Genomic DNA, 21,186 nt, shown 5'->3' on the forward strand with positions numbered 1-21,186 from the left:
TCCTGCAGGGTGGGTCGGGCGTCAGCCCGAAAGGAGCAGGGCCAAACCTAGGGCCAGCGCGACCAGAAGACCACCGCTGACCGGCAGGCGCGACAGGACCGGTTCCGCCCGCGCCCCAAGCCGCATCAGGCCCTGCCACGGACGGGCGATATCCCATCCCGGCAGCGGGGGCGGCGGGATCGCCGAAAACGCCTGCCGCAGGCGGAACGCCCAACGCTCGGCCAGCGGGGCAAGATCGCCCTCGGGCAGACGCGGAAGGGCCAGACCGAACCGCCAGGCCAGCGCCGCGATCAGCAGTCCCGCGCCCACCGGCCAACCCGCCGACCAGATGGCGGAAAGGTGCAGCGCATAATCGCCCGGCAGGCCCGACCAGCCCGGCCCGAGCACCCATGGCAGCGCCAGCGCCCCGCCCACAAGCCCCGCCACCGGCAGCCACAGCACCGGACCCGCGCCACTGCCCGCCCGCGTCCCGTGCAGGCCGGTCAGAACCCGCATCAGCAGCAGGGTCGTCGTCACACCCGAAAGCGTCACGACCAGTTCAGCGGCCGGACCAAGCGCCGCCTTGGCCGCAGCCTTGGTCACCGCACCCCCCGTCAGCGGCACGCCCGCCACCGAGGCCGCAGCAACCCCCACCAGCGCCAGCGCCACCAGCCGCCCACGCGACGCGACCGCAGCCACAAGTCCGACCGACAGGAACAGCGCCGCCTTGGCCAGCCCGTGATGCGCCGCGTAAAAGGTGGCGGCCGTCGCCCCGCCCGTCCCCGCCAGCGCCATCACAAGGCCCATCTGGCTGACCGTGGAATAGGCGAGCATCGCCTTGACCCGCGTCTGCGTCAGACCCAGAACGGCGCCCCCGATCAGCGTCACGAGCCCCAGCACCGTCAGCACCGGATAGTGGGGCAGGAACAGGATCACGCCGATCAGCCCCGCCTTGACGATTGCCCCCGACAAGACCGCCGAGGCCGGAACGGGCGCCGCCGGATGCGCCAGCGGCAGCCAGATATGGAGCGGCATCACCCCCGCCTTGACCGCGAAGCCGAGCGCCAGAAGCCCCGCCGCAAGCGGCTGCGCCGCCAGCACCCGCCGCACGTCATCCACGGCAAGGCTGCCCGCCTCGGCCACGGCAAGCATGAAGCCCAGAAGCAGCGCCGCCTCGCCCAGAACGGCGAGCGTCAGGTAGATGCGGCCCGCACGCAGCGCCTGATCCGTGCCTTTCGCCACCACAAGGACATAGGCCGCCAGCGAGACCGCCGCGAAGGCCACGTAAAAGGTCGCCACATCCGCCGCCAGCATCACGCCCAGATTGCCCGCGAAGGTCAGGCACCAGAAGCCGGCAAAGACCGCCGGGCGGCGCAAGCCGGTCAGGCTGCGGGATCCGGCGACGCCTGCGGCAAGCCAGATCGCGGCGGTCACGCCAAAGAGAAGCGCGCCGTCCCGACCCGCGTGAAGCACCGTGCCCAGCAGAAGCGGCGGAACCTCGGTCACGCCGGACAGGCCCGTCAGCGCCGCGGCGAGCGCCGGGACCGGCGCCAGCGGCAGCACCAAAAGCGCATGACCCCGCAGGCGTGGCAGTGCGATCGCCGCCCCGAGGAGCAGCGGCCAGACGAGTGCCACAAGCGGCAAAAGGGGACCCGAAACGATGGTCATGGCAGGTATCGTGGTCATGGCAGATACTGCCTTTCGACGATCAGGGTGGCCCAGCCGAGCGGGCTGAACGGCGCGCCGGCAAAGACGCCCACGCCAAGCGCCGCAAGCGCCGTCACCACGGCCGGGACGATCAGCGCGTGGGTCCCGCCCTCGACGCACAAGTCGGGGTCGGGGTCCAGAAACCAGATCCGGTAGAGCAGCGGAAGGAAGTACGCCGCGTTGAGCAGCGTCGACGCCCCGAGCACCGCCACGACCCAGGGCGCCCCCGCCTCGACCGCGCCGATGCCGAGGTAAAGCTTGGTCACGAAGCCCGCCATCGGCGGCAGGCCGATCATCCCCATCGCGCCCAGCGAAAAGGCGGCAGAGGTCCAGGGCATCCGCGCGCCCACGCCGTTCAACCCCTCGATCCGGGTGATGCCCGCGCGTTCTTGGTAGATGCCGGCGCAGAAGAAAAGCGTGATCTTCATCAGCCCCTGATGGACCAGATGAACAAGCCCGCCGATCACCGCATATTGCCCCGCCAGCGCCGCGCCCAGAATGATGTAGGACACCTGGCTGACGGTCGAGAAGGCCAGCCGCTTTTTCACCTCGGTCTGCTGGAGCGCGCGCCACGACCCCCAGAGGATCGTCACCGAGGCAAGCGCCGCAAGCGGCACCCCCATCCCCAGATCAGCGACAAGCGAGATCCCGAACACGTCATAGATCACCCGCACGATGCCAAACGCCCCCGCCTTCACCACCGCCACCGCATGGAGAAGCGCGCTGACCGGTGCCGGGGCCGCCATCGCGCCGGGCAACCAGCCATGGAGCGGCACCAGCGCCGCCTTGACCCCCAGCCCCGCGATGAAAAGGACAAAGATCGCCCGCAATTCCCATGCCGGCAGTTCGCCCAGCGGCTGCGGCGTCGCGAATTCGATCGGGCCCGTCGCGGATTCGAGCCAGAGGATCGCCACCAGCAGAACCACCCCGGCCGGCAGCGCATAGCTCAGGTAGCTGCGCCCGGCCGCGAGCGATTTCTCGTCCTGCTTGTGAACGACAAGCGGCCAGGTGGCGAGCGTCAGAAGCTCGTAGAACATGAAGAAAGAGATCAGCGTCCCCGCCAGCGCGATTCCGGTCGTCGCGGCGACGCATAGGCTGAAGAACCCGAAAAAGCGCGACAACTCCGCCTTGGTGCCGAAATAGGCGATGGCATAGATGGTCGTCAGCAACCACAGAAAGGCCGAGAGCGTGAGGAACAGAAGCGACAGCGCATCCGCCCGCAACAACAGGTAAAGCCCGGGCGCAAAGCTGATCCGGGTCTCATAGATCGCGCCCTGCGCCACCTCGGCCAGCATGAAGGTGATGAGCCCGAGCTTGGCCAGCGCCCCGCCAAGGTTCAGCCCGTTGCGCAGGGTGTGCTGATCCTCGCGCAGAAAGAACGTGATCGCTGCCGGAACGAAGGACGTCATCAGGATCAGAAGCGGCAGAAGCGCGGTCATTCCAGGCCCTCCACCGCCGCCTCGGGGCGCCCGATCTGCACCAGATCAAAAGGCAGCGCCGACCCGATCCCCAGCACGACCGCGCAGAAGGCAAGCACCAGCGGCACCGCCTGCGCGCCGCGCGAAACCGGTCGCAGGCCGCTGGGCGCCTCGCGCGCGAAGGCCGTCACAAGCGGACGATAGAGGTAGAGCGCCGCCAGAAGCCCGCCCGCCAGCGGCCCCAGCGCCCAGAGGGGCTGGCCGGCGGCAAAGGAAGAGGTGACGATCAGATACTTGGCCGTAAAGCCCCCCGAGGGCGGCAGGCCGATCAGGCTGACCGCCGCGACCGCAAAGGCGAGGACGCTGACCGGCATGACCTTGACGATGCCGCGCAGCCCCTCGATCCGGTCATGGCCGCAGGCGGTCAGCCAAAGCCCCGCGCAAAGAAACATCGCGGCCTTGGCAAAGGCGTGGGATGCGGCATGAAACACCGCCCCCGTCCAGGCGCCCGCGGCCCAGGGCTGCGCCGCCCCGTCGCCCCCCGCCAGCGGAAAGGCAAGGAACAGATAGCCCAGCTGCGCCACGGTCGAATAGGCGATGACCAGCTTCAGCCGGTCCTGCCGCAGGGCGAGGATCCCGCCGTAGAATATCGCCGCCGTCCCCAAGAGCCCGGGCAGCACCATCGCTGCCGGGCTTGCCAGATCGCCGAACCCGTCGAACCAGAGCCGCATCAGAATGTAGAAGGACGCCTTTGGCACCAGCGCCGAGAGGATCGCCGAGGCCGGGGCCGGGGCACCGGAATGGGCCGGGGGCAGCCAACCGTGAAACGGGAAAAGCGCGGTCTTGATCAGCAACCCCGCCGTCATCAGCCCCAGCGCCAGCGGATCGGTGGCGGCAGGTTCCCGCATCGCGAGCAGCCCCAGATCGAGGACCCCATGCGCGGAATAGATCAGCGCCACGCCCAGCAGGAACAAAAGCGAGCCCATCAGCGCCTGCATCAGATAGCGCAGAGCGGCGGTGATCGCCTTGGCCTCACCCGACAGGGCCACCAGCGCCACCGCCGCAAGGCTGAGCAGTTCGAGCCCGACATAGAGGTTGAAAAGGTCCGCCGACAGAAAGATCGCGTTCAGCGCCGCCCAGAGGAAAAGCGCGAGCGGCCAGAAAAGCGCGCCCTCCCGCCCCTGATCGCGCCAGGGCGCGGCGGACAGGACAGCCGCCATGACCACCGCCGAAAACGCGAGGAAGGCAAAGGCCAGCCCGTCGAGGCGCAGCGCGATGCCCAGGGGCGGCTCCCATCCCCCGACCGCCATGGCACCGGGCCGCGTCAGCGTCGCGCCGACCGCGACCGTCAGACCAAGCATCACGCCCGATGCCGCAAGCGCCAGCCCCCGCCCCCCGCGCGGCCAGAGGACGGCCGCCATCGCAGCCATCAGTGGCAGGGCGGGCCAAAGCGGCAGGAGCGCGCTCATTCCTGCTCCTCGGGCAGGGTCGCCCGCCCCGAGGCGCGGGCATGGGCGACGATCAGGGCAACCGCAAGCGCGGTCGCCGACAGCGCCACGACGATGCCGGTGATGATCAGCGCCTGCGGCACGGGGTCGGGCAGAACCGCGCCCCGCGCCCCCGCCGCGCCAAAGAACAGGAAGATCCCCGAACCCAGGACGTTGAAGGCCAGAAGCCGCTGCAAAAGATGCCGCTGCCATAGAAACCCGAAAAGACCGATCCCCACCAGGGTCGCGCCGCAGAGTCCATAGATCGTCGCTGTCATCCTGCCTCCTCGGGCGGGCCGGCCACAAGGGCGGCAAGCGCCAGCGCGATGGAAAGGGTCAGCGCAAGCTCGATGCCCAGAATGACCGTCTTTGCCCAGTCGCCCGGCCAGACCAGAAAGCCCGCACCCGGCAGCACGAACGACAGGACGATCCCCAGGAGCCCCGCCGCCAGAAAGACCGCAGGCCCGATCACCAGCCCCGCGCGCAGCCAGCGCGACCCGAGGCCCGGCATCCGCACCACCCCGGCCATCGCGGCAAGCAGCAGCACCGCGGCCAGAACCGTTCCGCCCTGAAAGGCGCCGCCCGGCCGGCTCGTCCCTGCCCAGACCAGATAGACCCCGACGATCAGGCCAACGGGGGGCAGGATACGCCCAAAGCTCGCCAACACCCCGTCGGGCCGCGCGTGCTGGCGCAGGCCGGGCGGCGCGGCCCAGTCACCGCCCCGCGAAAGGACCAGAACACCGCACAGCGCCGCCAGCAACACCACGCTTTCCAGCAGCGTGTCCCAGGCGCGGAACGCCAGAAGGACGGCCGTGACCGGGTTTTCCGCACCCGCCCCGGCGGCGCGTTCGGCAACCATCGGCGCAAGGCCCCGGCCCTCCGGCAGCGCCAGAAACGCGAGGCCAAGGGCAACCGCCACGCCCAGCCCCGCGAGCGCCGGCAGGATCGGCGAGGACGCTCGCCGCCCGGCCTCCGCCACCGGCAGGGCCGCGTAGGCGCGCAGCAGCAAAAGCCCCGTCAGACCCGCGCCGATCGCCGCCTCGGCCATCGCCACATCGACCGCGCCAAGCCGCAGCCAGCCGATCGCCACGAAGACGCCGTAGACGATGAAGACGACGACGGCCCGGAACACCCCGCGCCCCGCGACCGCCGCCAGCGCCACGCCCGCAATCATCAGGCAGAGGAGACCATCGAACAGGGCCGTCATTCCGGCCGCCCCGGCGCGTGCTGCCCGGCGAACCCGCGCGCAGATGCCCCCAGCGCGGAACGGGCGACAAGCTGCGCGGTCGTGCCCGCGGCCACCAGCGCCAGAACCCAGACGATGACCAGCTTGCCCAGCGTCATCCACCCGTCCGCCTGAAAGGCAAGGCCAAGAACCAGCAGGCCCAGCCCCAGATTATCGGCCTTGGTCAGCGCGTGAAGCCGGCTGTGACTGTCGGGAAAGCGGATCAGACCCATCGTTCCGGCGAGGAAAAAGACCAGCCCAAGACCCGTCAGCAGGATCGTTAGGATGTCGTTCATTCCTCTTCCTCCGGGTCGCCGGCGCCGTCGTGGGTGGTTGCCTTGACGAAACCGACGGCGGCGAATGCCGCCAGAAGCGCCAGCACCAGCGCCACGTCGATCATGCCCCAGCCTTGCGCGGCGGCAAGCAGCAGCACGAGCCCCGTCCCCCCCGTCCCCACAAGCTGCGCCGCCATCATCCGGTCGGCGGGCGCCGGCCCCTGCCAGATCCGCCAGAGCGCGCCGCCGAGCGACAGCAGAAGCACCGTCGCGCAGAACATGAACCAGCCGGTCATTTCGCCACCTGATCCAGCGTGGCGATGCGCGCGGCCTCTTGGCGGACAGCGGCGGCGATGTCCTGACGCCGGTCGAGCGTGTGGACCAGGAGATCGCCGCCCGCGCTTCCCGCGACCAGCGATCCGGGCATCAGCGAAAGCTCGGCCCCCAGGGCGACCCGTGCGCCGGGCGAAAGACGGACCGGCAGGCGCAACCAGCCGGGATCGAGCGGCAGCGCGGGATGAAAGGCGCGCCAGGCGACATCCACCCCGCCCACCACCGAACGCCACAGGAAGCCCGGCGCATATCCCAGCGCCCGCAACAGCGGAAAGGGCCGGGGCGGCAAGAACCGCAGGCTGAGCGCGGTCGCAGCCGCGACGACGGGAACCGCCGCCAGCGCCGCGTCGGGCGCAATCCCCGCCAGCACGAACCAGAACGCGCCGAACAGCAGCGCGCGCCGCAGAACGAGAAGGACGGTCGGTAAATCGGTTATCGGGCTCATACCCCGGATATCGCGCGAATATTTGCGCAATCAAGCTGCAGTTTGCCGCAGGGTCAGGGCCGGGGTCGTGAACCGTGGCCGCGGAAAAGACGAAAGCCGGGCAAGGCCCGGCTTTCGGTGTCATACGATCGCGGCGCCCCCGTGCGTATCCCGGTGCGTATCCCCGTGCGCATCCTCGGGCTCTGGCCCGGCCGGTTCGGGGGGCAGTTCGCGCGGCGACATGAGTGTATAGAACATCGGCACGACGAACAGCGTGAACAGCGTCCCGATGGTGATGCCGGAAAAGATCACGAGACCCATCGCGTTCCGCGCGGCGGCGCCCGCCCCCTCGGCGGTCATCAGCGGCACGACCCCAAGCGCGGTGGCTGCCGTGGTCATCAGGATCGGGCGCAGACGCAGGCGGGCGGATCTGACGATCCCTTCCAGCCGGCTCAGCCCCTGCAGGCGTCGCTGCTGGTTCGCGAATTCCACCAGCAGGATCCCGTGCTTGGAGATCAGGCCGATCAGCGTGATCAGACCCACCTGGGTATAGATGTTCAGCGTCCCGAGCCCGAGGTTCAGCGGCACGATCACCCCGAAGATCGACAGCGGCACCGACATCAGGATGATGAACGGGTCGCGGAAGCTCTCGAACTGGGCCGCCAGCGCCAGATAGATCACCACGATGGCAAGCGCGAAGGCGATGGCGATGGTGTTTCCTTCGGTGACCTCCAGCCGCGACTGGCCGGAATAGTCGATGAAGAACCCGTCGGGCAGCAGTGGCCGGGTGATATCGACGATCACCTGCAACCCGTCGCCGGTGGACACGCCGGGCAAGGGCAGCGCCGAGATCGTGGCCGAGTTGAGCTGGTTGAACTGCTCGATCGCCACGGGCGCGGGCCGGGTCGTGACCTCGATCACTGCCGAGAGCGGCACCATGTCCCCCGTGACCGAGCGGATGAAATACTCGCCCAGCCGTTCCGGGTTGTCGCGATATTCCTGCGGCACCTGCATGATGACGTCATAGCTGTTCGAATCCCGGTCGAACTGCGCGATGGCACCGCCCCCGACCAGCAGGCTGAGCGTCTGGCCGATCTGGTTCGCGGGCAGGTTCAGCGCCGCCGCCCGTTCCCGGTCGATCGAGATAACCACCTGCCGCGTGTCAAAGGACATCGAGTTCTGCACGACGATGAACCGTCCCGAGGCCTGCGCCTCCAGCCGGACCCGTTCGGCGACCTCATAGACCTGCGACGCATCGCCGGTCGACTGGATCACCATGCTGATCGGCAGGCCACCGCCCGCCCCCGGAAGCGACGGCGGCGCGAAGACAAAGGCCTCGACCCCCGGCACGGCGGAAATGCGACCCTGGATGTCCTGCTGGATCTGCGCCTGGCTCCGGTTCCGGTCGGCCCAGTCCTCGAACGCCCAGAGCGCAATGGCCGAGTTCGTCTGGCCGCCCATGCCCACGATGGAAAAGCTCGCATTCACCTCGGGGATGTCGCGGGTCAGTTCGCGCATCTGGTTCACATAGGTCGAGGTATAATCCGTGCTCGCGTTCGCCGGGGCGTTCACGAGGGAAAAGAGCGCGCCGGAGTCCTCCTCCGGGGCAAGCTCGCTCGATGTCTTGGTAAAGAGATATCCCGTCACCCCCACCAGCACGATGACCATGAGCATCGTCACCGGCCGGTAGTCGAGCGTGCCGATCAGCCTGCGCTCATACCATCCCTCAAGCCGCAGGAAGTTGCGGTCGACGAATTTCTGGAACCGGCCATGGTTGCCCGACTTCAGGATCCGGGCCGACATCATCGGCGAGATGGTCAGCGCGACCAGACCCGAAATCGCCACCGCCCCCGCCAGCGTCACCGCGAATTCGCGGAACAGCGCGCCGGTCAGGCCGCCGGTGAACATCAGCGGCGCAAAGACCGCGATCAGCGTGATGGTCATCGCGATGATCGAGGTGAAAAGCTCTTTCATCGAGATGAACGCCGCCTGCCGGGGCGACTTGCCCTCTTCGATATGGCGCTGGATGTTTTCCACCACGATGATCGCGTCATCCACCACGAGGCCGATCGCCAGCACCATCGCCAGCAGCGACAAGAGGTTGATCGAATAGCCGAAGACAAAGAGGATGAAGAGTGCCCCCACCAGCGACAGCGGGATCGCCAGCAGCGGCATCAGTACCGACCGCAGCGAGCCGAGGAAAAGGAAGATGATGATCGTCACGATGATCGTCGCCTCGGCGATCGTGCGGAACACCTCGGAGATCGAGGCCGAGATCTGCTCGGTCGAGTCGTAGACCATGGTGATCGTCATGCCCTCGGGCAGCGACTCCTGCAGCGCAGGCACCTCGGCGATGACCGCCGCCGCCGTGTCGAGCGGGTTGGCCGAGGGCGTCGGGAAGACGCCGATGAAGGTCCCCGGCTGATCGTTGAACGTCACCACCGTATCGGTGGATTCCGCCGCAAGCTCGATCCTCGCCACATCCCGCAGGCGCACGACATCGTTGCCCGAGCCCGAGATCGGCATTTCCCCGAAGGCTTCGGGCGTCTGCAGCGTGGATTGCATCGTGATCGGATAGGCCACGAATTCGTTGCGGGTATTGCCGGGCGCCGAGAGGAAGTTGGCGCTGTTGATCGCGGTCATCACCTCGGCCGCGGTCAGGCCGCGTCCGGCAACCTGCACCGGGTCGATCCAGACGCGCATCGCATAGTTCGCGGCCCCGATGATCTCGATCTCGGCGACGCCCGGAATGGTGGACATGCGCGGCCGGATCACCCGCTCGATATACTCGGTGATCTGCTCCGCGCTCATGTTCTCGTTCTGCAGCGCGAGATACATGAGAGCAAAGGTCATCCCCGTGCCCTTGACGATGCTCGGATCCTCGGCGCCGGACGGAAGCTGGCTGCGCACCTCCTGCACCTTGGACATGACCTCGGTCAGGGCCGCGTCGGAATCCGCGCCCAGCCGCATGTTCACCGTCACGACCGAGGCCGAGGGGCGCGAGGCCGTCGTCACATAGTCGACGTTTTCCGCCGTCGCGACCGCCGCCGCCACGGGCGAGGTCACGAACCCCTGCATCAGTTCCGCCGAGGCACCCGGATAGATCGTGGTGACGGTGATCACCGTCTCTTCGACCTCGGGGTACTGGCGCACCTGAAGGCCCGCCATCCCCTGCAGACCCAGAAGGATGATGAGAAAGCCCAGAACCGTCGAAAGGACCGGGCGCTTGATGAAAAGATCCGAGGGGCTCATTCCGTGAGGGCCTCCGCCCGGACCATCGGGTTGACGGTATTGTCGATCACAACGGGCGCGCCGTTCGACAGACGGTTCTGGCCTGCGCTGACGATCGTATCGCCGGGCGAGATCCCCTCGCGCACCTCGACACGGTCGCCCGAACGGCGCCCGAGCTGGACGAAGACCTGCCGCGCCTCAAGCTGTTCGGGGTCGTTTTCGCGGGGGCGGACGACATAGGCATAGTCGCCGTAAAGGCTGTTCACGACCGCCGTATGCGGCAGGGCGATGATATTCTCCTCGACCGGAAGGTCGATCTGCACGCGCACGAACTGGCCCGGCGTCAGGGACACGTCGTCGCCGCTGTTGCGGATCGTGCCGCGCAGCGCGACCATGCGGCTTGCCGGATCGACGCGCGGGTTGATCCCGGTGATTTCGCCGTCAAAGACCGCGCCCTGATCCTCGAACCGGACATGCAGCGGCTGACCCAGCGACAGCACCGGCAGGTTCTGTTCCGGCAGCGAGAAATCGACCCGCATCATGTCGAGATCCTGCAGCGTCGCCACGACCGTGCCGGGCGAGATATACTGACCCAGATCGACCCGGGGCAGACCGATGGTCCCGCCGAAGGGCGCCGAAAGCTGGCGCTGCTCCATAAGCGCGGTCGCCCGGGCCAGTTGCGCCTCGGACGCCTGCGCCGCAGCCTCGGCCGCGTCGAGCGACGAGCTGGTCGCAACGCCCCGTCCCTGAAGTTCGCGCGCCCGCGTCAGGTTCACGCGATCGAGGTCCTGCTGGGTGCGCGCCGCCTCGACATCCGCCGTCTGCACCCGGTCGTCGAGCCGCAGCAGCATCTGCCCGGCCTCGACCCGGCTGTTCGACTCAAACAGGATCTCCTGCACCACGCCCGCGGCCTCGACCGTCAGATCGACGCCCTGGATCGCGTTCACCGTCCCGATCGCGGTCAGCGCCGGCTGCCAGGTCTGACCCTCGGCCTCGACGGTGGAAACGGTCAGGGGCTGCACCGGCATGTTCGCAAAGAAATCCGCGATCATCCTGTCGCGGAACAGATTGAACCCGACCAGACCGCCGCCGACCAATCCCAGAAGGATGATCGCAATGATGAAACGCTTGATCATGACAAACTCCGGAGCGCGCGGAAAGTACCGTAAAACGGCTTGAAAAACGACTCGAACTTACTGTACCGTCCGGACGGTATTGTCAATCGGGCGGACGATGAAAAAGAAGAAGAACGACACCCGCGACCGCATCCTCGAAGCCGCCGAGGAACTGTCGCGCGAGCTTGGCCCGGGCAATGTCTCGCTGGAGGCAGTGGCCGCGCGCGCCGGTGTGTCCAAGGGTGGCCTCCTCTATCATTTTCCCAGCAAGAACAGCCTGATGCAGGCGGTGGTCGAATTTGCCATGCATCGCTTTGCCGCCGCGCTCGACGAACCCGCGCAGTGCTGCGGGCCGGACGGGATGCTCGCCGCCTATATCGAGACATTCCTGGAAGATCGGGCCTGCCGGGCCAAGCCGCCTTCGGCGATTCTTGCTGCACTTGCTGAAAATCCGGGCTTGCTGGACCCGATCCGCACACATGAACGGACCTTTCTGGACCGCATCCGCGCCAACGCGCGCGATCCGCGGCAGGCGACGATGATCTATCTCGCGCTGCAGGGCATCCGCTGCATGGAGATCATGAACGTGCAGGTCCTCAGCCCGCAGGAGACGGCCGAGATCCTCGACCACCTGCGCCGCTGCGCCGAAGAGGTGCGCGAGGAAACGCCGCGCGCCTGATCCGGCGTCCTAGTCCTCGGTCAGGCTGTAATGCAGCCGCTTCACCTCATACATCTTCATGTCGGCGCGGCGCAGGATGCTCTCTATCGGCTCGCCTTCCTCGCCGGTTGCATGGCCGATCGCGACCGTCAGGGGGATGTTGAAATAATACTGGTTGTTGAGCGCGATCAGCCGGCCGATATTCTCGACCATCGCGATCGCCTCGGCCTCGGTGGCGCGGGGCATCACCACCGCAAATTCGTCGCCCCCGGTCCGGGCGGCGTTGCAGGGCGCCTGCGCCGCCTCTTTCAGGACCTCGCCCATGCGCCGCAAGAGCGCGTCGCCCGCATCATGCCCCCACTGGTCATTGACCCGCTTGAGCCCGTTCAGGTCCAGCACCACGACCGAGACCGGATGGGTGCGCTTGCGTTCCAGCCGGTTGAGCTCGTCCATGTAGAAGGCGCGGTTGTGCAGGGTGGTCAGCACATCATGCTTGCCCAGATATTCCAGATAGGCCTCGGCCTTCTTGCGCGCGGTGATGTCGGTCAGGGAAACCTGGACCAGCGCCCAGTCATCCTCATGCCCCGGCAGGACGGCGAACTGCATGATCACGTGCCGTTCCGTGCCGTCGAGCGCATAGTTCACGACCTCGCGGCTGTGGAACAGGTTGTTGTTCCACAACTCCATCAGCTGTTCGCGGAAATGCGCCTCCATATTGTCGCGGAACACATCGCCCAGCCGGTCCAGCAGCGTCGTCTTGTCCGGCGCGCAGAACATGTCGAGCGTCGCCTGATTGACATCGACCACGCGGATCTCGCTCATGCATTGGGGCACGAATTCCGGGTGCACGTCGGTAAAGACCCGCAGATCGACGATGCCCCGCGACCGCAGGTCCTGCAGCATCTGGCGGATGCGGCTGAAATCCTCGACCCAGAGCGAGACAGGAGAGAAGCGGAAGATCCCTTCGGCATATTGACGGCTGGCAAGCTCGCTCCGGCGCGCATCCTCGCGCTCGGTCACGTCCTCGACCGTCAGAAGGATCTTGCCCAGGCTCTGCTCATATCCCGGCATCACCGAGCCGCGTAGCTGGATGTCGAGCCGGCGCCCCCCCAGCGTGTAGTTGACCGCCATGCTGGAAAACGACGTGTGACCGTCCCAGAGCTGCGCCAGTTCGTTTACATGGCTGTGCAGCATGTCGTCGCGAAAGACCGTCGAAAGGTTGGCCACCAGATCGTCGAGATCGCGCGCGCCGTAAAGTTCGAGCGTGCGCGGATTGACCCGCAGGATACGGATGCGGCGGGAACAGTCGGCGACGCGGCTCAGATCCTCGCGCAGGAAACTGCGGATATCGGTCACGCCCTGCGCACGCCATTCGTCAAACTTGCGCTTTACGCCGCTGAAATCCTCGATCCACATGGAGACCGGCGCAAGGTCGAAGGTGCTGCCTTCCTGCCGCTCGGTTGTCTGAACATTCATCGCAAAGTCTCTGCCCGCAGCTTGTCCGGGCCGGCGGCGCGGGCATGGCGGCCCTTGGTGTAAGTCCGTCCATGCGAGGCCTTCGTCCCCGTGGTCCAGGGACTATAAACCCAGTTTCGGCGCGCGCATAGCGCAACCTTCGGGGTACCGGCACAAGCGGTCGGGATTTGATCTGGCGCAAGGCGCGGCGCGGCGGCAGGCCCTATCACCGCTCCGATCACAGGAGATGCCATGTCCCTTTCCTTCTTTCTTGTCAGCGTTGTCGGGCTTCTTCTGACACCCGGCCCGACGAATACGCTTCTGGCGGTCGCGGCGGCTTCGAACGGGTTCCGGCGGGCGCTGCGCCTGCTTCCGGCCGAGCTTGGCGCCTATCTCATGGTGGTCGTTCCCGTCACGCTTGTGGCCGGGCCATGGCTCGATGCGCGCCCCGCCGCGATGTCGGCGGTGACGGCCGCCGCAGGCCTCTGGGTCGCGTTTCTGGCGGTGAAGCTCTGGCGCCTGCCGCAGGCCAGCGAGGGACAGGGCGCAGCCGCGGTGGTGGCCTTTCGGGATGTGTTCGTGACGACGCTGCTCAACCCCAAGGCGCTGGTGATCGGCCTCGCGCTCATGCCGCGCGGGACCCCTGGCGCGTTGCTGCCATGGTTCGGCACATTGGCGGCCGCGATCTGTAGCGTGGCGGTTCTGTGGCTGCTGCTCGGCGCCACGCTGTCGCGCGGCCGGGGCCTGCCACCGGCGCTGCGGCGCGGGGCTGCGGGCTATCTCGGTATCGTCGCGATCGGCCTTGTGGCGCGGTCGCTCTGACGGCGTGCGTCAGGTCAGGCAGTTGCCGCTGGTGCTGCGCCACGCGACATAGGACATCAGATGCAGGGTCGAGGGGAAATAGCCCTGCCCCCGTTCATAGCGCGGAATCCCCCCGCCATTGCCCGCGCAGGTCACGAGGCTCTGGATCGCGCGATAGCCGCCATGGCTGCTCGTTTCGCGCACATGTCCGTTCGGTTCGACCACCGTGGGCGCATGGGTGCCGCCGCCGCTTTCGCGATAGACGCGGGCCGCGGAGTGCACCGCCGCGTGCGACGCCCGCCCCGACCAGATCAGGAACAGCGGCACGCGCAGCGCATCATAGCCCGAGGCATAGGACAGCCGTTCCGGGTCACGCAGTCCGGCCCGGGTGACATCGACCCAGTCGGGCGCCATCCGCGCCTGCGCGGCCTCGGCCAGAAGCGCCTCGCCATCGGCCGCGAGACGCCGGAACTCCGAAAGACCTGTCGCCTGCGCGATTTCCCGCATGGCGAGCGGCATGTAATAGGACGGGTTCACCGTCACAGCATCGGGTTTGCGGAACCCCTCGGCCCCCGGCAAGAGCACGAGGTCATCGGGACGGCGCGGATCCTCGGCCACGCAGATCCACAAGAGATGCTGCGCGATCCGCTGGGCGGTCTCCAGATAGCGCGGCTCGCCGAACCGGGTCGCCGCGCGGACCAGCCCCCAGGCGCGGAACAGGTCGCCATCGCTTGCCGTGTTCAAGTCCGGCACGGCCTCGAACCGGCGCGGAAACCACCGCCAGGCCATCAGCGCGTCCTGCCGAATGGCAAGCTGCGACTGAGCCCAGTCGTTCATCAGCCGGAAACTCTCAGCATCGCCAAATTCGGTGGCCAGGACCATGCCATAGCCCTGACCTTCGGAGTGGCTCGCATCGGACTGGAATTCATCGACCACCCGGCCGTCGGGACGCAGAAAATCGGTTTTCCAGTCTTCCCAGGCAGCCTGCCAGACTTCCTGCCGGTCGACAGCGCTTTGCGCCATGGAGGGGGTGCCCAGCAACGGCAATGCGAGGAGAGCCATTATGTCCCGACGTCTCATTGAGTGTCCAATCTCCGGTTCCGAAGCGCAGGATCACGCATCCTGAACCATAGCACGAAACCCAAACGCCGCAGGCATGGTTTGGTTCAAGAGGGTTTCACAAAGATTCACGAATTTTGTAATTATCTTGGGACCGTGGCGGCGGCGCCGCTCACCCTCGGCGGGGCTCGTCCGGACCGTCGCCGCCGATCTCTTGCATATGGGTGGCAAAGTCGATGGCGATCTCGGCCGCGGCACGCGGGCGGGCGAAATAATAGCCCTGGAACAGGCTGCAACCCTGCGCCGCCAGCCAATCGAGTTGCGCCCGCGTTTCCACCCCTTCGGCCATCACGTCGAGACGGAGGTCGCGTCCCAGCGACAGGATCGAATTGATGATCGTGCCGTTGCGCTCCGATTCCCACAGGTTGCGCACGAATGACCGGTCTATCTTGAGCATCGTCACCGGAAGGTCATGCAGATAACGAAGCGAAGAGAACCCGGTCCCGAAATCGTCCAGCGCAAGGCCGATGCCCATGGAACTCAGCCGCTGCATCACCTCGCGCGCCTGTTCGGCATCCTTGATCAGGCTCCGTTCGGTCAACTCAAAACGCAGTTGATGCGGATTGACGCCGCTTTGCCGCACCGTTCTTTCAACGTGTTCGGCAAAGCCCTCTTCGGCAAAGCGTCGCGGGCTGACATTGATCGATAACACGAAATCGGCGGAGCTCCGGAGATCGTTCCAGATCTTTGCCTGGCGCAATGTTTCACGCAGAACCCAGTCGTCGATCTCGGAGATCATCCCGGTCTGTTCCGCATGTCCGATGAACTCGATCGGAGACAGCAGTCCCCGCTGCGGATGCATCCAGCGGATCAATGCCTCATAACCGATGATCCGGCGCGTCCCGCCCAACCACCGGATCTGCGGTTCATAGAACAGAAGAAATTCATCCCGCGCAAGCGCACCCGGCAGATCGGCGTCAAGCTGCGCCTGGGCGACCACCCGGTGATGCAGTTCGGCGTGAAACCATGCGATCCCGTCGCCCCCCTCCAGCTTGGCCGTGCGGGCCGCCGCCCCCGCGTGATCCAGAACCGACTCCGTACCCTCTGCCGCCGGAAAGACGACGATGCCAATGCTTGCCGTTGCGGACACGGTGGTGTCGCAGCTGTCGATCGGGGTCCGGACGGCCTCCAGTATCTCTTCTGCAAAATGATCCGCGACCGCCGTCGCCTGCGCCGCATTCTCGAACGGACCGGGCAGGAGAAACGTGAACTCGCTGCCTGCGATCCGGCCAAGCTGGTTGGCGTTGGCCGCGATCTCGCCCAGCCGGCGCGCGATCTCGATAAGCACGCGGTCGCCCTGCTGCACGCCGTGCAATTCATTGATGCCGCGCATACGGTCGATATCAATCGTCAAAAGCGCTGCATGCCCGCCTGCGAGCCCATGTTCCTCTGCGAGCCGGCGCAAATGCTCTATGACCAGACGGCGGTTCGGCAGGCCGGTCAGCGTGTCGAAAAACGCAAGCTGGTGCGCATCGCTCAGTGCCGATTGCAGCGCATTCTGGATCGCCACCTCACGTGTCAGGTCGGTGATGGAACAGACGATGCGCGCGGGGTTCGACGGATCGCCCGCAGGCACCGGCGCCGCATTGACCGACAGGATGTGCCGCGATCCGTCCGCATAATGCACGACATGTTGCACGTCGCGGATCGCGCGGCCGCTTTCCTGCACCTGCTGCGCGATCAGCCCCAGATAATCCTGCGCGGCGCTGCCCGGCCGGTCGCCCGGCTGCTCTCCCCGCTCTCCCTCTCCGGGCCGGTGCAGCTGCGCCAGGATCTTGCGCGCCTGCTGGTTGGAAAAGACGATGTCTTGCCCCTCGTCAAAGGCGATGATGGCCGATCCCGCCGTTTCCAGGATGCTGCGCAGAAAGACCCGTTCGCCCCGCAGCGCCTGATCCGAGGCGCGGGCCTGCGCCTCGGTGTCCCGGCGCAGCAGCACGAACATGATGACGTCCGCCGCCGATTGCAGCAGATAGACCTCGCCCTGCAAAAACTTCTTCTGCCGCCGCACACGGTCGAAACCGACGAATCCCACCAGCGCCCCGTCATGCATCATCGGCACGACAAGAAGCGACTGGATCTCCTGCATGACCAGCGTTTCCTTTTCGGGACGGGAATCGTCCAGATCGGCCACGGAATCGATCCGCACAGCGCGCCGTTGCAGGAACTCGGGCATCCAGGGGTCAATCATGTCCAGCGGCAGACCCTGCAGATGATCGCGCATCGGCTCGATGTCGGGGGCCGCCCATTCATGCGTATTATCCAGCAGTGCCTTATCGCGTACACGAAAGACATATGTCCGGTCGCAACCAAGAAAGAGTCCGATCTGGCCAAGCGCATCTTCAATTCGCGCGTCCGTGTCGACGCCCGGCGCACGAAGGATATCGTGCAGCACGTTGACCACAAATCCCTGGAACCGGGTCAGGCGACCGTCAGCCCCCTGGCGCGCCGTTTCCGTTGCCGTTGGAGGTCCGCCCTTCATGCCCGCACCCCCGGGACAGCCGCGCCCGTGCAGGACAATCCGGTGCCCCACAGGCTTGGCAGCCTTTCGTTCCAAAGGTCACATGACACCCGCAAGCCCCCTTTCTGGACGGCCGCCGCAGGCCACCAGAAAAAGTCCCCTCCACATCTGCGGCGCAGGAACCGTTTAACGGACCTATGCTCGCACAGCAGAATTGCCGAAACAATATCCTGATTTAGAAACAAACCTTTATTTGTTGCGAGGTCGCCCCGCCATGGGCCGCCGTTGCCCCGTCCCGGCCAGGGCGTGTCCGCGCTGCCCGGCCGCGTGGAATTGCACGAAAGGGTTAAGAAAAAGCTTGCGCCGGCAGGGGCGAATCCACCAATTTCCGCCTCATGTGCACCCCCGGGCAGGAGGCCCCCCGAAATGACGCGATCTGGGTTGATCTGCAGCGCAACGGCGTTGCTGGTTTTGGCAGCCTGCGGGGGCGGTGGTACGGGGGGCGGCACCAGCGAACCCCTGCCCGACGGCAGACCCATCGAAACGACCCGGTTCCAGTTCTACAAGAACGACCATAACTCCCGGAACCGCATCCGGCGAGAGCTCGCGACCGACGACGAAGACAGGCTTGTCCTCCAGCAGTTCGACAGCAATCAGACACGGCCAGAGCAGTATAAGAACCTTCTGGCCGCCAGTAATATCGTCAACCAGACCACGATGAACCTCGAGGTCGTTGCCGAGATAGAGATTGTCGACGAGAAAGAGACCGTTCTGCGCGTGCTCAGGCTGACCGCAGATCAGGAACGTTTCAGCCCGGTACCGGTTGATCAGCTTGGCGATGCCAACGGGCGCTTCTTTTTCCGGGGTCAGACCGAGGTATACACCACCCTTGCGGATGGCAGCTTTGTCCGCAGCCGGGGCGAGCTTGTGAACCTGCGGCTGGATTTCCGGGATGAGACGGCGCTGATCGACCTCCGCACGGACACCACCTATGGAACCGGCGACAACAAGGTCGACCAGCTCCGCACAGAGATAGATGCCGAATTGCCCTTCAACGTGCGCACCGGCGTCTTTGGCGGCCAGATCAGCATGATCGCCTATCTGGGCGAGAGCGCTACGCCTACAGCCGTTACCGGCGAATTGCGCGGCAACGTCCACGCGACCCAGCACATGCTGCGGCAGGATGTCGAGGGGCTGACGACATCCGGCCTCTATTCGGTCGGCGGGGCCGCCGGCGATCCGCTTCGGGCCGACGGCATCTTCTGGGGCCGGCATCCCAACCGCTGAGGCGGGCCGCCCCTTCGCATGATCGGACGTGCCGCCCTTGCCCTCTGCACCCTGCTTTTCGCTCTGGCGACGGGGGTGCCCGCACAGGCCCGCAGCTTCGAGCTTGGTCAGTCCGCCCTCCTGACCTCGTCCGAGCGGATGCGCATTTTCGCGATCGGGCGGGCGATGCAGGATGGCGCGGCCTTTCGCGTCCAGACCGAGCTTTTGCGCGCAGACCTTGTCCGGCAGGGCTTCTACCACGAAGGCGGGCCGCCCGAGATCGTCGACCGCCGCTTCAGCATCCAGCCGCAGGCGGGCTATGATCCCAATGTGAATGGCGGGCTGCATGTCTGGCGGCTCTATCTCGGCGACTGGGTGCTTGAGGCCGATGAGGCCTCGCGCGCGCAGCCGGGCTGGACGCTGGGCGCGACCGCCAGCGCCTCGGGGCGGATGGCCTGGGCACAGGGACGCTTCGTCTCGGCCGAGATCTCGGCGGGCGGGGCATGGGCGCCCGAGCTTGACATCGGGCGGAGCTTTCTGCGCGTCGAAGCCTGCAGCCGCAATCAGGTCACCGGCTGGACGTTCCTCGATCTTTGTGCCGAGGCGATCCGGTCCGACCGCAGGCTTGGACGGTCCGAGACCTCGCAGGTCGGGGCGGAACTGGGCCACCTTTTCGCGGCCCCCGGCCCGAACCCCGGCAGCTATCACGAAATCCGGGGCGGGCTGGGGCGGCGGTTCCTGTCGGAGCGCGACCAGACCATCGCCACCGCCGGCTGGACCGCCCTTTGGGACGGGTTCGCGACCGACCTCGCGCTGACGCTGGGCGAGCCCCTGGGCGAAACCTTCGCGATGCGCCACAGGCTCAACGGCGAGATCCGCTGGCGGATGCTGGGGCGCAGCAGCGCGCTCAGCCTCTGGCACGAGGGCGCGCGGGGCGGCATGTTCCTCGGCCAGATGCGGGAAGACCAAAGTTATGGAATCACCCTTGCCCAGACCGTCACGCCGCAGATGTCGATCTCGCTGGGGGCGATGCGCAATGCCTCAACCATCGATTTCTACAGCTATTCGCAAATCCTCTTTTCGGTGAATTTCGCCCCGTTGGAGTTCTGAAAACCGGCGCCGCGGCGCTCTCTTTCGGATATCTGCGCCACATCGCTTTGCCTTTCCCGCGTCCTGCGCCTATTTTCGCAGCCGGAAGCTGACCGCGATACCGCCCCGAAAGCCGTCAGTCGCAGGGAACGGAGAAACCGAATGACCGCTGCCATCCGCATCGACGAACAGGGACGGCTTGATGCGCTTTACCGCTATGAGGTGCTCGACCATGCGCCCGCCGCAGAATTCGAAGGCGTGATCGACCTGGTCAAGTCGATCTTTGGCGTGCCCAAGGCGGCGATCACCCTCATCGATCATGACCGGCAGTGGTTCCTCACGCGGCGCGGCATTCCCGACACCGAAACAACCCGCGGCCGGGCGCTGTGCGACTATACGATCCGGGGCGCGTCGGTCCTGCGGATCGAGGATCTTGCCCGCGACCTGCGCTATCAGGCCCATCCCATCACAACAGAGGGGGTGATCCGCGCCTATATGGGCGCACCGCTGACCACACCCTCGGGCTATAATATCGGCGCCGTCTGCGTGGTGGACACAAAGCCCCGCAGCTTCAGCGACGCCGATGCGGCGGTGCTCATGAACTTCGCCCGGCTGATCGTGTCGCAACTGGAACTGCAGGTGATCGCGAACCGCGACTCGCTGACCGGGGCCGTCACGCGCCGGCGGTTCCGGCAGGCGATGACCGACGAATTGACCCGCGCCCGCGGATCAGGGGCGCCCGTTGCGCTGATCGCGTTCGACCTCGACCGGTTCAAGGCGATCAACGACACCCATGGCCATGCCGCAGGCGACGCCGTGTTGTCGGGCGCCGTGGCTGCCGCGGGGTCGGTCCTGCGCGACGAGGATGTAATCGGCCGCATGGGCGGCGAGGAATTCGCGATTCTTTTGCGTCAGGCCCCCCCGACCGAGGCGCTTGCCGTGGCCGAGCGGGTGCGCGCGGCAATCGGCGCCATGACGCTGCCAGACTATCCGGCGCTGCGCGTGACGGCGAGCTTTGGCGTCGTGCCCCTTGCCCCAGGAATCGCGGATATCGACGACTGGATCAGGCGCGCCGATGCCCTGCTTTACGAGGCCAAGGCCGGGGGGCGCGACCGCTGCGTGACGGCAGCGGCCTGAGCGGAGATC

The 21,186-nt window shown here is 66.6% G+C and carries 18 protein-coding genes; 5 read left to right on the plus strand and 13 right to left on the minus strand.

The annotated features are described in order from the left end of the window. Positions 1-21: 21 nt before the first annotated feature. The 10 genes from ACFSGJ_RS12600 to ACFSGJ_RS12645 form a co-directional block, all read right to left on the minus strand. On the minus strand, positions 22-1,665 hold the full coding sequence (locus ACFSGJ_RS12600) for a complex I subunit 5 family protein (protein WP_390262257.1): 1,644 nt from the start codon (positions 1,663-1,665) through the stop codon (positions 22-24). Continuing rightward, the gene (locus ACFSGJ_RS12605) at positions 1,662-3,125 is read right to left on the minus strand and encodes a complex I subunit 5 family protein (protein ID WP_390262260.1); all 1,464 of its coding nucleotides are present in this window, start codon (positions 3,123-3,125) and stop codon (positions 1,662-1,664) included. Before ACFSGJ_RS12605 ends, ACFSGJ_RS12600 begins: the two co-directional genes overlap by 4 nt. Continuing rightward, positions 3,122-4,573 (minus strand): complex I subunit 5 family protein, encoded by a 1,452-nt coding sequence (locus tag ACFSGJ_RS12610; protein ID WP_390262262.1) that lies wholly within the window; start codon positions 4,571-4,573, stop codon positions 3,122-3,124. Before ACFSGJ_RS12610 ends, ACFSGJ_RS12605 begins: the two co-directional genes overlap by 4 nt. Then, entirely contained in the window at positions 4,570-4,869 is a 300-nt protein-coding gene (locus tag ACFSGJ_RS12615) for an NADH-quinone oxidoreductase subunit K (RefSeq protein WP_390262265.1), read from the minus strand. Before ACFSGJ_RS12615 ends, ACFSGJ_RS12610 begins: the two co-directional genes overlap by 4 nt. Further along, positions 4,866-5,798 (minus strand): hydrogenase subunit MbhD domain-containing protein, encoded by a 933-nt coding sequence (locus tag ACFSGJ_RS12620; RefSeq protein ID WP_390262268.1) that lies wholly within the window; start codon positions 5,796-5,798, stop codon positions 4,866-4,868. The genes ACFSGJ_RS12615 and ACFSGJ_RS12620 overlap by 4 nt, the downstream gene beginning before the upstream one ends. Then, positions 5,795-6,112 (minus strand): monovalent cation/H(+) antiporter subunit G, encoded by a 318-nt coding sequence (locus ACFSGJ_RS12625; RefSeq protein ID WP_390262270.1) that lies wholly within the window; start codon positions 6,110-6,112, stop codon positions 5,795-5,797. Before ACFSGJ_RS12625 ends, ACFSGJ_RS12620 begins: the two co-directional genes overlap by 4 nt. Continuing rightward, entirely contained in the window at positions 6,109-6,387 is a 279-nt protein-coding gene (locus ACFSGJ_RS12630; protein ID WP_390262273.1) for an MrpF/PhaF family protein, read from the minus strand. Before ACFSGJ_RS12630 ends, ACFSGJ_RS12625 begins: the two co-directional genes overlap by 4 nt. After that, the gene (locus ACFSGJ_RS12635) at positions 6,384-6,869 is read right to left on the minus strand and encodes a Na+/H+ antiporter subunit E (RefSeq protein ID WP_390262276.1); all 486 of its coding nucleotides are present in this window, start codon (positions 6,867-6,869) and stop codon (positions 6,384-6,386) included. The genes ACFSGJ_RS12630 and ACFSGJ_RS12635 overlap by 4 nt, the downstream gene beginning before the upstream one ends. Positions 6,870-6,989: 120 nt before the next feature. Next, positions 6,990-10,100, minus strand: a complete 3,111-nt coding sequence (locus tag ACFSGJ_RS12640) for an efflux RND transporter permease subunit (protein ID WP_390262278.1) — start codon at positions 10,098-10,100, stop codon at positions 6,990-6,992. Continuing rightward, positions 10,097-11,215, minus strand: a complete 1,119-nt coding sequence (locus ACFSGJ_RS12645; protein ID WP_390262281.1) for an efflux RND transporter periplasmic adaptor subunit — start codon at positions 11,213-11,215, stop codon at positions 10,097-10,099. The genes ACFSGJ_RS12640 and ACFSGJ_RS12645 overlap by 4 nt, the downstream gene beginning before the upstream one ends. 97 nt (positions 11,216-11,312) lie before the next feature. Between ACFSGJ_RS12645 and ACFSGJ_RS12650 the strand changes: the two genes are divergently transcribed. Continuing rightward, on the plus strand, positions 11,313-11,873 hold the full coding sequence (locus ACFSGJ_RS12650; protein WP_390262283.1) for a TetR/AcrR family transcriptional regulator: 561 nt from the start codon (positions 11,313-11,315) through the stop codon (positions 11,871-11,873). Between the two features lie 9 nt (positions 11,874-11,882). On the opposite strand, the gene ACFSGJ_RS12655 is transcribed toward ACFSGJ_RS12650, so the two are convergent. Beyond that, positions 11,883-13,328: a sensor domain-containing diguanylate cyclase gene (locus ACFSGJ_RS12655; RefSeq protein WP_390262285.1), complete on the minus strand. Its 1,446-nt coding sequence runs from the start codon at positions 13,326-13,328 to the stop codon at positions 11,883-11,885. A gap of 231 nt (positions 13,329-13,559) precedes the next feature. On the opposite strand from ACFSGJ_RS12655, the gene ACFSGJ_RS12660 reads away from it, so the two are divergent. Further along, entirely contained in the window at positions 13,560-14,129 is a 570-nt protein-coding gene (locus ACFSGJ_RS12660; protein ID WP_390262289.1) for a hypothetical protein, read from the plus strand. 9 nt (positions 14,130-14,138) lie between these two features. Here ACFSGJ_RS12660 and ACFSGJ_RS12665 read toward each other — a convergent pair whose 3' ends face one another. After that, positions 14,139-15,170, minus strand: coding sequence for a glycosyl hydrolase family 8 (locus tag ACFSGJ_RS12665; RefSeq protein ID WP_390262292.1), 1,032 nt, complete (start codon positions 15,168-15,170; stop codon positions 14,139-14,141). Positions 15,171-15,339: 169 nt separating this feature from the next. Next, complete coding sequence (locus ACFSGJ_RS12670) at positions 15,340-17,706, minus strand: putative bifunctional diguanylate cyclase/phosphodiesterase (protein WP_390262295.1); 2,367 nt, start codon at positions 17,704-17,706, stop codon at positions 15,340-15,342. A 405-nt stretch (positions 17,707-18,111) separates the two neighbouring features. Here ACFSGJ_RS12670 and ACFSGJ_RS12675 point away from each other — a divergent pair, with 405 nt between their 5' ends. From ACFSGJ_RS12675 to ACFSGJ_RS12685, 3 genes are all read left to right on the plus strand, one after another. Continuing rightward, entirely contained in the window at positions 18,112-18,972 is an 861-nt protein-coding gene (locus tag ACFSGJ_RS12675; protein WP_390262298.1) for a viral aspartic protease, read from the plus strand. An 18-nt stretch (positions 18,973-18,990) separates the two neighbouring features. Next, complete coding sequence (locus ACFSGJ_RS12680; RefSeq protein WP_390262301.1) at positions 18,991-20,061, plus strand: hypothetical protein; 1,071 nt, start codon at positions 18,991-18,993, stop codon at positions 20,059-20,061. A gap of 141 nt (positions 20,062-20,202) precedes the next feature. After that, positions 20,203-21,177 (plus strand): GGDEF domain-containing protein, encoded by a 975-nt coding sequence (locus ACFSGJ_RS12685; protein WP_390262303.1) that lies wholly within the window; start codon positions 20,203-20,205, stop codon positions 21,175-21,177. The last annotated feature ends 9 nt before the right edge of the window (positions 21,178-21,186 follow it).

The sequence above is a fragment of the Halodurantibacterium flavum genome (assembly GCF_042681825.1).
In the GTDB taxonomy this organism is placed as follows: Bacteria; Pseudomonadota; Alphaproteobacteria; order Rhodobacterales; family Rhodobacteraceae; genus Halodurantibacterium; species Halodurantibacterium flavum.

Excerpts from the sequence above, each read along its gene's own strand:
- ACFSGJ_RS12680 (WP_390262301.1), top strand. The coding sequence starts at position 18,991 with ATGATCGGACGTGCCGCCCTTGCCCTCTGCACCCTGCTTTTCGCTCTG.
- ACFSGJ_RS12625 (WP_390262270.1), bottom strand. The coding sequence starts at position 6,112 with ATGAACGACATCCTAACGATCCTGCTGACGGGTCTTGGGCTGGTCTTT.
- ACFSGJ_RS12620 (WP_390262268.1), bottom strand. The coding sequence starts at position 5,798 with ATGACGGCCCTGTTCGATGGTCTCCTCTGCCTGATGATTGCGGGCGTG.
- ACFSGJ_RS12665 (WP_390262292.1), bottom strand. The coding sequence starts at position 15,170 with ATGGCTCTCCTCGCATTGCCGTTGCTGGGCACCCCCTCCATGGCGCAA.
- ACFSGJ_RS12610 (WP_390262262.1), bottom strand. The coding sequence starts at position 4,573 with ATGAGCGCGCTCCTGCCGCTTTGGCCCGCCCTGCCACTGATGGCTGCG.
- ACFSGJ_RS12640 (WP_390262278.1), bottom strand. The coding sequence starts at position 10,100 with ATGAGCCCCTCGGATCTTTTCATCAAGCGCCCGGTCCTTTCGACGGTT.
- ACFSGJ_RS12670 (WP_390262295.1), bottom strand. The coding sequence starts at position 17,706 with ATGAAGGGCGGACCTCCAACGGCAACGGAAACGGCGCGCCAGGGGGCT.
- ACFSGJ_RS12685 (WP_390262303.1), top strand. The coding sequence starts at position 20,203 with ATGACCGCTGCCATCCGCATCGACGAACAGGGACGGCTTGATGCGCTT.
- ACFSGJ_RS12675 (WP_390262298.1), top strand. The coding sequence starts at position 18,112 with ATGACGCGATCTGGGTTGATCTGCAGCGCAACGGCGTTGCTGGTTTTG.
- ACFSGJ_RS12645 (WP_390262281.1), bottom strand. The coding sequence starts at position 11,215 with ATGATCAAGCGTTTCATCATTGCGATCATCCTTCTGGGATTGGTCGGC.
- ACFSGJ_RS12630 (WP_390262273.1), bottom strand. The coding sequence starts at position 6,387 with ATGACCGGCTGGTTCATGTTCTGCGCGACGGTGCTTCTGCTGTCGCTC.
- ACFSGJ_RS12650 (WP_390262283.1), top strand. The coding sequence starts at position 11,313 with ATGAAAAAGAAGAAGAACGACACCCGCGACCGCATCCTCGAAGCCGCC.
- ACFSGJ_RS12600 (WP_390262257.1), bottom strand. The coding sequence starts at position 1,665 with ATGACCACGATACCTGCCATGACCATCGTTTCGGGTCCCCTTTTGCCG.
- ACFSGJ_RS12660 (WP_390262289.1), top strand. The coding sequence starts at position 13,560 with ATGTCCCTTTCCTTCTTTCTTGTCAGCGTTGTCGGGCTTCTTCTGACA.
- ACFSGJ_RS12605 (WP_390262260.1), bottom strand. The coding sequence starts at position 3,125 with ATGACCGCGCTTCTGCCGCTTCTGATCCTGATGACGTCCTTCGTTCCG.
- ACFSGJ_RS12615 (WP_390262265.1), bottom strand. The coding sequence starts at position 4,869 with ATGACAGCGACGATCTATGGACTCTGCGGCGCGACCCTGGTGGGGATC.
- ACFSGJ_RS12635 (WP_390262276.1), bottom strand. The coding sequence starts at position 6,869 with ATGAGCCCGATAACCGATTTACCGACCGTCCTTCTCGTTCTGCGGCGC.
- ACFSGJ_RS12655 (WP_390262285.1), bottom strand. The coding sequence starts at position 13,328 with ATGAATGTTCAGACAACCGAGCGGCAGGAAGGCAGCACCTTCGACCTT.